This is a genomic window from Paenibacillus terrae (genome assembly GCF_005217525.1).
GTDB lineage: Bacteria > Bacillota > Bacilli > Paenibacillales > Paenibacillaceae > Paenibacillus > Paenibacillus terrae_C.
The window spans coordinates 74,215-84,237 of the sequence record NZ_PNXQ01000012.1; the positions used below are offsets into that span (position 1 = coordinate 74,215).

A 10,023-nucleotide genomic window follows, 5' to 3' on the forward strand; every position below is an offset into this window, starting at 1 on the left:
CAACATGAGTACATTTAAAAATTGGCTGAACACAACTAAAAAGGGTCTTGGAGACCAGGTAAAGAAGTTTAAAAATAAAGATTTCATGGAAGCTGTTGTTGCGGGTTGTGCGCTGGTAGCCTTTGCTGACGGTAACATTAGTCCGGAAGAGAAAGCAAAAATGGCCGGATACATAAATCTCAGTGAAGAATTGAAAGTGTTTGATATGGGAGAGGTCATTAGCCGTTTCAATCACTATGTAGCGAACTTTGAGTTTTCGCCTGAAATCGGCAAACAGGAAGCGCTGAAATCGGTTGGCAAATTGAAAGGCAAGCCTGAAGTGGGCCGACTCGTCGTTGGTGTATGTAGTGCCATTGGTGCTGCCGACGGTGACTTTGATGCTGATGAACAACGAGTTGTCGCTGAAATTTGCGGTGCGCTGGGCTTGAATCCATCTGAATTTAGTCTGTAAATTTTACGGAAGGGAGGTGTGTTAATCAGTGGCTGTAATTAATCTGGTTAAGGGCCAGAAAATTGATTTGACCAAAGGAAATGCAGGTCTGACCAAAGTTATTGCTGGATTGGGATGGGACCCGGTGCAGTCCAAAGGACTTTTTGGCTTCAAGAAGCAACCGAATATTGATTGTGATGCTTCTGCCATTATGCTGGACGCAAACGGAAAACTGACCCAATCGGATAACGTAGTATGCTTCCACAATAAAAAAAGCCCATGTGGCTCCATCGTACATTCCGGTGATAATTTGACCGGACAAGGTGACGGTGATGATGAACAAATTGTGATTGACTTGGCACGTATTCCTGCCGGGGTCCACAAAGTGCTTGTTGTTGTAAATATATATGATTGCGTAAACCGGAAACAGGATTTTGGCATGATCGAGAAAGCGTATATCCGCATTCTGGACGGTGCTAATTCCAAGGAACTGGTCACGTTTAATTTATCTGATAATTATGAAGGGCTGACTGCATTGGTTTGTGGAGAACTCTATCGTCATAACGACGAATGGAAGTTTGCTGCCATCGGTGAAGGCACGAATGCCGTACATATTGATGTGCTGGCTCAGCGCTACATGTAATTTTATTTTACGAATACCAAACTTAATTATGGAAAAGGGGTTCTTATCATGGCAATTAACTTATCCAAAGGTCAAAAGATCGATTTGACGAAAACAAATCCGGGCTTGTCCAAAATCACGGTCGGCTTGGGTTGGGACACGAACAAATACGATGGCGGCAAAGATTTTGACCTGGACGTATCTGTATTTTTGGCTAATGCAGAAGGTAAAGTAGAATCGGATAAGAACTTCGTCTTTTTCAATAACCCGCAAAATGAAAACGGCTCTGTCGTTCATACTGGGGATAACCGCACAGGCGAAGGCGACGGAGATGACGAGCAAATCAAAATTGATTTGGGCAGCGTGCCAGCTAACGTAGAAAAGATCGCTTTTACAATTACAATCTATGAAGCACAGGAACGCAGCCAAAACTTTGGACAAGTGTCCCGTGCTTATGCTCGTATCGTAAATGAAGCGAATAATGAAGAATTGATCCGCTTTGATCTGGGAGAAGATTTCTCAATCGAAACGGGCGTTGTTGTAGGCGAATTGTATCGTCATAGTGGTGAGTGGAAGTTCAATGCCATTGGTAGTGGCTACCAGGATGGTCTTGCAGGGTTGACTCGTGATTACGGCTTGGCGTAACTAAAATCTGTACAAAGAAAGCAGGTATACAGTATGACCATTAGTCTTTCCAAAGGACAACGCATTGATCTGACGAAAACCAATCCCGGCTTGACCCGTGTTGTCGTAGGTCTTGGATGGGATACGAATAAATACAGCGGTGGCGCGGATTTTGACCTGGATGCTTCGGCTTTCCTGCTGTATGAAGATGGCAAAGCCAAAGCTGCGGATGATTTTGTATTTTACAACAATCCAACCGGCGGAGCAGGCTCTGTAACCCATACAGGCGATAACCGCACAGGTGAGGGCGATGGGGATGACGAGCAAATCATCGTTGATTTTGCGAAAATTCCTGCGAACATCCACCGTATCGGAATCACGGTTACCATTTATGATTACGAGGCCCGTGCGCAAAACTTTGGTCAAGTGTCCAATGCTTTCGTACGTGTGGTAGATGCAGCGACGGATCGTGAAGTGCTACGCTACGATTTGGGAGAGGATTTCTCCACCGAAACGGCCGTGGTATTCTGTGAATTTTACCGTCAGAATGCAGACTGGAAATTCCAGGCAATCGGTAGTGGCTTTGCTGGTGGATTGGGTGCGCTTGCTAAAAACTATGGCTTGGACGCTCAATAATATCCACTTGGGGTGGTGTCCATAGGGCGCTACCCTTTTTTTAAGCCATTGAAATTGGCGTGCGCTGACACATGACAAACGGACAGAAAGGTGACACAATCATGGCTGTTATCGTAGTAAAGGGACAGAAGGCGGATTTGACGAAAACGAATCCGGGTCTGACCCAGGTCAACGTAGGGATCGGCTGGGAGGCCCCAGCGACACTGGAACTGGATACTTCGGCATTTTTGTTAGGCTCTGGAGGAAAAGTGTCAGGCGATGAGGATTTGATCTTTTACAACAATCCGACCACGCCTTTCATCACGTATTCAGATGGACAACAGACTGGTGACAAAAAGCAATTTGCACTTGATCTGACGCGGATTCCTGCCAACATTGAGAAGATTGCGTTCACGCTGACGATTTATGATGCGGATCAAAAACGGCAAAATTTTGGACAGGTTCAAGGCGGATTCATTCGTTTTGCTCATCCGGTTAGCGGAGAGGTTTTGCGGTTTAATTTGGACAGCGGATTTACAGTGGAAACGGCCATTGTCATTGGTGAACTGTATCGTCATAACGGGGAATGGAAATTCAACGCGATTGGCGCGGGCTTTTCCGGTGGATTGGATGCGTTGTGCGTCAATTTCGGGATTGAAGTGGAAAATAATCCGGCTCCGCCGCCGCCAGTGCCTACACCACCTCCAACTCCTCAGCCAGCACCAACACCGCCGCCAGCACCTCCTGCTCCGAAGCCAGAGCCATCTGCAACACCGGTGAATCTGAATCTGCGCAAAATTGAGCTGAAGAAGAAGGGCGACACCATCAATCTCAAAAAAGGCTCAGGTGGATTAGGGGAACTCCTGATCAATCTGAACTGGAATCAGGTGCAGCAGAGCAAGGGCTTTTTCAGTCGTGGCTCCAAGGGTGTCGATCTGGATCTGGGCTGCTTGTATGAGATGAAGGACGGAGATAAAGGTGTGGTTCAGGCGCTGGGTGAAGCTTTCGGCTCGCTGAATCGCTTCCCATACATTGCTTTGGACGGCGACGACCGGACAGGTTCTGTAAAAACAGGGGAGAATCTCCGCATTAACGGCGCTAAAATTTCTGAAATCAAGCGGATTTTGGTGTTTACCTTTATCTATGAAGGGGTTACGAACTGGTCGCAGGCGGACGGGGTGGTCACGTTGCATCAGAAGGACGGACCGGACATTGTTGTTCACCTGAACGAACATGACAACCGCAAGGGAATGTGTGCGATTGCCATGCTCCAAAATGTGAACGATGAAACGTTCAGCATTGAAAGACTCGTGCAGTTCTATGGCGGTCATCGTGAGTTGGATCGTGCACATAACTGGGGCATGCGCTGGTCACAGGGTAGCAAATAAACTGAATTATCGGAGGCACTCTTTTCATGTTGAATGATTTATTTAAAAATATCAGTGAGAACTACGGCCATTTCTTCTCATGGAGTGATGTCGTGGCGACGCTTACTGACCCGGTGAGTTGGGGGATCATTGGAACTCTCATTTTGCTGGAAGGTCTTTTGTCGGCGGATAACGCCTTGGTTCTCGCAGTTATGGTTAAGCATTTACCTAAGGAACAACAAAAGAGAGCCTTATTTTACGGGATTTTGGGTGCGTATGTATTCAGGTTCCTCGCCATCGGCTTGGGTACGTTCCTGATTAAGTTCACGCTGATTAAGGTGCTGGGAGCGGCTTATCTTCTCTTTATTGCTTATAAGGGCTTATTCAAGTCCGAAGGTGATGGAGAAGTGAAAAACAAACCTGCTTCTTTCTGGAAAACCGTATTAATGGTCGAACTGATGGATATTGCCTTCAGTATTGACAGTGTCATTGCCGCTTTCGGTGTGAGTGAGAAAGTATGGGTTCTGTTCCTGGGTGGTATTCTCGGCGTTCTGATGATGCGCGGTGTTGCTCAAGTGTTCCTCAAGCTCATTGATAAATTTCCGGAACTGGAACAGACAGCCTTTATTCTAATCGCCATTATCGGGGGTAAAATGCTGGCTGCTGCTTTTGGCTTTCATATGTCGCAGGTCTTGTTCTTCGGCATTTTGATTGCCGTCTTTGTAGGCACAATGGTGATTAGCTCGGCGAAAAGAAAGAAAAAGGCCGACGAAGAGGCTTAATGTACAAAGTATAGCGAAATCCCTCCTGAACCTAAGGGGGGATTTCTTTTATACCCGAGGCACAGGGCTTCAGTCAGGCAAGAAAGAGCAAGAGGAGGAGAAAGCCCTGAAATATTTTAATGATTTGACCTCTGAGGAAGTAGAAGCGATCTTTTGCACGCCGCCATCAGAATTTAATAACCGATCCCCCAAAAGTATATTGGCTTACGCGATAGGGGCGGCTTTGTACATGCCTGCGACCCGTTCGGAAGTAGCGGAAGAGATCAAGAATGGAAAACATGAAGGATTGACGACGGTCATGCTGGATTTGGAGGATGCCATTGGGGATCAGCAGGTCGGGCAGGCGGAACAGTCGCTGGCACAGCAGTTGCTTCAACTATTGTCGTATGTACGGACAGGCTCGATGAGTGAACAGAGTTTACCGCTGCTGTTTGTACGTGTCCGGTCTGTGGAACAGCTCGAACGGCTACTGAACGGGTTGGGAGAATCTCTGTCGCTACTGACAGGCTTTGTTTTGCCCAAGTTTTCTTCTAATAATGGACGAGCGTATTTTGAACTCATTGCCAGATATAACCGGGGTAAGGCTGAACAGAACATCCCTGTGTTGTACGGATTACCGATTCTCGAAAGCTCCAACATCATTTACCGGGAAACCCGCTGGAATGAGCTGCTGTCGATCAAAGAGATTTTGGACGAGTTTCAGGAATATGTGCTGAATGTACGAATTGGCGCAACTGATTTTTCCAGCCTGTTTGGCTTGAGACGTAGCCCGGATATTACAATTTATGAGATTGCCGTCATACGGGATTGCATCGCTGATATCATTAACCTGTTTGGACGTGTGGACTCCGATTATGTCATTTCCGGTCCTGTGTGGGAATATTTCTCTCATCGGGAACGTGTATTTAAGCCTCAATTAAGAGTGTCGCCCTTTGAGGATGCATTTGGTAAGCAGGGGCGCAATCTGCGAATGGACTTCATTTCAGATGCAGTGGACGGACTAATACGAGAGGTCATGATGGATAAGGAAAATGGCATCATCGGCAAAACGATCATCCATCCTTCCCATATTAAGCCGGTACAGGCTATGTACGCGGTGACACATGAAGAGTACATGGATGCCCTCGCGATTGTGGAGCGTAATGACGGTAGTCTGGGTGTATTCAAAAGCACTTATGCCAACAAAATGAATGAAATTAAGCCGCATTTAAATTGGGCTCATCGTATTATAAACAGATCAAAAGTATACGGGGTGTTACATGAACAACAACATTTTGTCAGTCTCTTACCCAACCACGAAAATACATCTGCTGCCTATACTGGAGCAGTTCAGCGTTAAAATTACCGAAACACATAATCCATTCCGCCTTCCTGTGGACAAGCTGTTTGCGATGGCGGCGCGAGTGAACAAGAAGCGTTCGTTTTTGTTTGTCAGCAAGGTGCTAGGCAAGCATATTCCGGTAAACCCATACACCTCTTTGTTGAGTGGAGCGGCACTTGCGATACTGCTGTACAAGGAGCTTGTACCCCAGACGGAACAACAGATGGACGAGCTGATCGGAGAGGCTGTGAAGGGGCTTCTGGACTCGGATTATGCCGAGGAAGCCTATCGTAAGCTAATGGACGAACGTTTGGTTTTTGCGGAGCCGATCAAGTTTGTTGGCTTTGCCGAGACGGCTACGGCGCTGGGACACGCCATGTATCAGGTGTTTGCGGACGGTGCTTCGTATATTCATACGACGCGCGAGGATATTCCGGGTCTTCAGCCGATCATTCGATTTGAAGAAGAGCATTCGCACGCTGTTGATCATCGTTGCTATGCACTGGATGAGCATGCATTTGCGGGAGACGGTCCCATCGTATTGGTAGATGATGAAATTACGACGGGCAAAACGACCCTTAATATTATTCGGGATATTCAGGCACATTTTCCAAGAAAGCAATATGTGATTGCTTCATTATTGGATTGGCGGACAGACAGTGATGAGCAGGCTTTCACCGACCTGGAGGCAGAGCTGGGCATTACGATTACGCCTTTAAGCTTGCTCAAAGGAAAGATTGAGATACAGGGAGTGCCGATGCTGGATCACATAGAATACGCTGGACAGGTCGGACGCGCAGAACATGCTGCTACTAGCATAGCAAAGGATACGACAGAGGATTCTGGAATAATTGACCACTGTTTTGCAGAGAATGCGGCTGGTTTTGAACGGGTAGTACACAGTTCGATTTCAACGGACGGATACGCCAATCAGGCTCCTTATTTGAAATATACAGGTCGTTTCGGCCTGCAATCGGCTGATAATATTGCGTTGGATGCGGAGATTACGCGTACTGCGGAACGATTGAAGAAGCTTCGCTCAGGGCAACGCACGCTGGTGATGGGTACGGGGGAATTTATGTACATTCCAATGCGAATCGCAGCGGAGTTAGGCCCGAATGTGTATTATCAGTCGACGACGCGCAGTCCGGTGTATCCCCATCGTGAGGAAGGGTATGGCGTAGTTTGTGGTGTGCCTTATCCTTCGCCTGAGGATGGGACGGTACGCAATTTTATTTATAATGTAGACCCTGGTCAGTATGACGAGATCTTTGTTTTGATCGAAAGGGAGTCGGATGCACAGCGAATGAAGCCGATGCTGGATGCTTTGAACCGTCTTGGCTGCGATCAAGTGCATGTTGTTTATTTTAACCGGTTAACCGGGCAGGAGAGTAAAGGAGCGCGGATATGAAGCAGACACTCATGAAGCAAATACAGCAGAAGAACATTCATCCACCCGAGCCGTTGGGGAGCTATCCTGCATCGGATGTGACATTTTTATTGAAGGATTTGAGCCGGGTTACGTTGGAAAAAGGAACGGAGGATCGTGAAGAAGCGATTCAGTCGGGCGTCCATTATTCAGAAATGCTTCCGGTGGAATATGAGCCTACAGCGGAGTATATTGCGTTGTTTCACGAAACGCTCGCTCAATCGGCCAAAAAGGTGGCGTTAGCCGCAGCTTCTGTGGCTGAAATGATTGTGAGAAAAAGAGGCCTGAACACGGCGATTGTTTCGCTTGCCAGAGCAGGAACACCCATCGGTATCTTGATCAAGCGGTATATTGACTGGAAGTATGGCGTTTCCCTGCCGCATTACAGCATTTCCATTATTCGCGGCAAAGGTATTGACCGGAATGCTATTTTGTATATTTTACAGCAGCATGGGCTGGATACTGAGCTCCAGTTTGTCGATGGCTGGACGGGAAAAGGTGCGATTCGGCAGGTGCTGATCGAGGCTTGCCGTGAGATGAACGCGAATTACGGATTGCACCTGAATGATGATCTGGCGGTGCTAGCCGATCCGGGGAGCTGCTCGGATACCTTCGGCACACGGGAAGATTATTTGATCCCGAGCGCTTGTCTGAATTCGACCGTATCGGGTCTGATGAGCCGGACGGTATTACGCGACGATCTGATAGGCCCGGACGATTTTCATGGGGCCAAATTTTACGAAGCCTGGCGGTCGGTGGATCAGTCCAATACGTTTGTAGATACGGTTTCAGGTTACTTTCAAGATGTGGCTGCCGCTGCTGTTGCGTATGCTGAACAGAAGACATTGAATCCACCTGTGGTGACGTGGCAGGGCTTACGGGATATAGAGGCGATTCAAAAGGCTTTTGGTATTCAGGATATCAATCTGGTTAAGCCTGGTGTGGGGGAGACGACTCGTGTGCTGCTGCGCAGGGTGCCATGGAAAATTCTGATTGATCGTGAGGATAATCCGAATCTTCGGCATATTATACTGCTGGCAAAGGACCGGGGAGTGCCTGTCGAGGTATTTGAAGGTCTGACCTATTCCTGCTGCGGGATCATCAAGCCGCTCAAGGGAGGACAAGAATGATCTACGCAAGCGATCTGGATCAGACGCTGATTTACTCCAAACGTTCGCTTGGCGTGCCGCTGGAGTCCCCTGGGCTGCTGCCTGCGGAACACATTGAAGGGGCAACGGCGGCGTTTATTTCAGCACAGGCCCTCCAACTGCTGAAGACGCTTCCGCCAGACGTGATGTTTATGCCTGTGACGACCCGCACGATGGCACAGTATGGACGAATCACGGTGTTTCAAACGGAGCTGGTTCCGGCATACGCCGTGACCAGTAATGGCGGTAACATCATCGTCGGAGGCGAGGTGGATCGGGAGTGGAATCGCAGCATTCACGAGCGGGTGCGCCGTGATGGTGCCCATGCGGAAGAAGCACGTCATGTATTCGGACAAGTGCTGCATGAAGATTGGGTTAGGAGTGAGCGTTTCTGCGACGAGTTATTTTATGCATTCGTTATTGAACGGGATCGTATGCCGCTGGAGCAGGTGCTGGAGAAGGCACGAATCATGCGTGAATTGGGCTGGGAGGTATCCATTCAGGGGCGCAAGGTGTATCTGGTGCCTGCGGCCGTGAATAAACAGGCAGCCGTGGAGCATGTCCGTAACCTCACGGATGGAGGGCCTGTTGTAGCGTCCGGCGATTCCTTGCTGGACCGTTGTCTGCTGGACTATGCGGACTATGCGATTGCTCCACGTCATGGCGAACTGTACCGGGAACAGCTACGGGATGAGCTGGAAGTCAATTACCGTTTTACGGATGTGTCGGGTGTATATGCTGCGGACGAGATTGTGGCTTATGTCCATGAAGTACAGCTCATTTCAAGAGAGATAGGGGACAAGGCTCTGTGAAGAAGCTCAAAGTGTATTTTAACCGCTGGTTTTCGGTTGCGTATCATTATATGAATGCGATTCGTAACAATGAGGACGGTATTCCGTTCGAGATCTATGCGACGCACTCGGATCCGCAGCATATGGCATTACAGGCCAGTGATGTGGCTGAGGTGGAGCCGCGCACAAGTGGTGTGGAGTATGCACGTTATTGTGCGGATTTTTGCCAGCGTCACGGAATTGATGTGTTTATTCCACGGTGGAATATGCTTGATATTAGCAAAAATCTTCATCTGTTCGACGAGATTGGGACGAAGGTCATCGTATGCCGGGATACCGAACTGCTGGAGCAGTTGATGGAAAAGGATCTGTTTTACGAATCCATTCGCCAGAAGGATATTGTCACGATTCCCGATTATGCCATTGCCAGCAATGCGGAGCAGTTTAAACAGGCTTATGAAGCATTAACGGCACGCGGGCATAAGGTATGCTTCAAGCCATGTAATGCAGAGGGCGGAATGGGTTTTCGCATCATCGACAACGAGCGTAATCCACTGGAGGAGCTGTTCGGTCATGCACTGAACCATATCTCGTTCGAGGAGGCATATCGTGTATTGTCATCCACAGAGTCGTTCCCCAACCTGATGGTGATGGAGCTGCTGGAGGGCTATGAATACAGTATTGATTGTCTGGCTGATCGAAACGGAAAGCTGCTGGCAGCAGTTCCACGCAGGAAGGCCGGAGGGCGATTACGGTTGCTGGAGCAGCATACCAAGCTGCTGGATGTGGCGCATAAGGTCGCTGAGGCGTATCACATTCCGTACAATTATAATATTCAGGTAAAATATAACGGCGAGCGTCCCAAGCTGCTGGAGATCAATCCGCGGATGTCTG

Annotated in this window: 11 protein-coding genes; all 11 read left to right on the top strand. The window is 48.4% G+C overall.

The window, feature by feature from the left end; genetic code table 11:
• Window positions 1-4: 4 nt before the first annotated feature.
• Window positions 5-451: a tellurite resistance TerB family protein gene (locus C1I60_RS10425; protein WP_137061660.1), complete on the top strand. Its 447-nt coding sequence runs from the start codon at window positions 5-7 to the stop codon at window positions 449-451.
• A gap of 28 nt (window positions 452-479) precedes the next feature.
• The gene (locus tag C1I60_RS10430; RefSeq protein WP_137061661.1) at window positions 480-1,073 is read left to right on the top strand and encodes a TerD family protein; all 594 of its coding nucleotides are present in this window, start codon (window positions 480-482) and stop codon (window positions 1,071-1,073) included.
• A 48-nt stretch (window positions 1,074-1,121) separates the two neighbouring features.
• Complete coding sequence (locus C1I60_RS10435; protein WP_137061662.1) at window positions 1,122-1,697, top strand: TerD family protein; 576 nt, start codon at window positions 1,122-1,124, stop codon at window positions 1,695-1,697.
• 33 nt (window positions 1,698-1,730) lie between these two features.
• The gene (locus C1I60_RS10440) at window positions 1,731-2,312 is read left to right on the top strand and encodes a TerD family protein (protein WP_137061663.1); all 582 of its coding nucleotides are present in this window, start codon (window positions 1,731-1,733) and stop codon (window positions 2,310-2,312) included.
• Window positions 2,313-2,413: 101 nt separating this feature from the next.
• A complete protein-coding gene (locus tag C1I60_RS10445; RefSeq protein WP_137062234.1) occupies window positions 2,414-3,679 on the top strand; it encodes a TerD family protein in 1,266 nt (421 codons plus the stop codon).
• Between the two features lie 26 nt (window positions 3,680-3,705).
• Window positions 3,706-4,440: a TerC family protein gene (locus tag C1I60_RS10450; protein ID WP_137061664.1), complete on the top strand. Its 735-nt coding sequence runs from the start codon at window positions 3,706-3,708 to the stop codon at window positions 4,438-4,440.
• Window positions 4,441-4,564: 124 nt separating this feature from the next.
• A complete protein-coding gene (locus C1I60_RS10455) occupies window positions 4,565-5,779 on the top strand; it encodes an HpcH/HpaI aldolase/citrate lyase family protein (protein ID WP_170970777.1) in 1,215 nt (404 codons plus the stop codon).
• Between the two features lie 52 nt (window positions 5,780-5,831).
• Window positions 5,832-7,172: a phosphoribosyltransferase family protein gene (locus C1I60_RS10460; RefSeq protein WP_252361704.1), complete on the top strand. Its 1,341-nt coding sequence runs from the start codon at window positions 5,832-5,834 to the stop codon at window positions 7,170-7,172.
• Window positions 7,169-8,320 (top strand): cysteine protease StiP family protein, encoded by a 1,152-nt coding sequence (locus C1I60_RS10465; RefSeq protein WP_137061666.1) that lies wholly within the window; start codon window positions 7,169-7,171, stop codon window positions 8,318-8,320. The genes C1I60_RS10460 and C1I60_RS10465 overlap by 4 nt, the downstream gene beginning before the upstream one ends.
• Entirely contained in the window at window positions 8,317-9,150 is an 834-nt protein-coding gene (locus C1I60_RS10470; protein WP_137061667.1) for an HAD family hydrolase, read from the top strand. Before C1I60_RS10465 ends, C1I60_RS10470 begins: the two co-directional genes overlap by 4 nt.
• On the top strand, window positions 9,147-10,023 hold an 877-nt coding region (locus C1I60_RS10475; protein ID WP_252361669.1), incomplete at its 3' end, for an ATP-grasp domain-containing protein. The genes C1I60_RS10470 and C1I60_RS10475, both read left to right, overlap by 4 nt.

What these genes read in the sequence shown, in the direction of transcription:
- C1I60_RS10425 (WP_137061660.1), top strand. Translation starts at nt 5, where the DNA reads ATGAGTACATTTAAAAATTGGCTGAACACAACTAAAAAGGGTCTTGGA.
- C1I60_RS10435 (WP_137061662.1), top strand. Translation starts at nt 1,122, where the DNA reads ATGGCAATTAACTTATCCAAAGGTCAAAAGATCGATTTGACGAAAACA.
- C1I60_RS10440 (WP_137061663.1), top strand. Translation starts at nt 1,731, where the DNA reads ATGACCATTAGTCTTTCCAAAGGACAACGCATTGATCTGACGAAAACC.
- C1I60_RS10445 (WP_137062234.1), top strand. Translation starts at nt 2,414, where the DNA reads ATGGCTGTTATCGTAGTAAAGGGACAGAAGGCGGATTTGACGAAAACG.
- C1I60_RS10450 (WP_137061664.1), top strand. Translation starts at nt 3,706, where the DNA reads ATGTTGAATGATTTATTTAAAAATATCAGTGAGAACTACGGCCATTTC.
- C1I60_RS10460 (WP_252361704.1), top strand. Translation starts at nt 5,832, where the DNA reads ATGGCGGCGCGAGTGAACAAGAAGCGTTCGTTTTTGTTTGTCAGCAAG.
- C1I60_RS10465 (WP_137061666.1), top strand. Translation starts at nt 7,169, where the DNA reads ATGAAGCAGACACTCATGAAGCAAATACAGCAGAAGAACATTCATCCA.
- C1I60_RS10470 (WP_137061667.1), top strand. Translation starts at nt 8,317, where the DNA reads ATGATCTACGCAAGCGATCTGGATCAGACGCTGATTTACTCCAAACGT.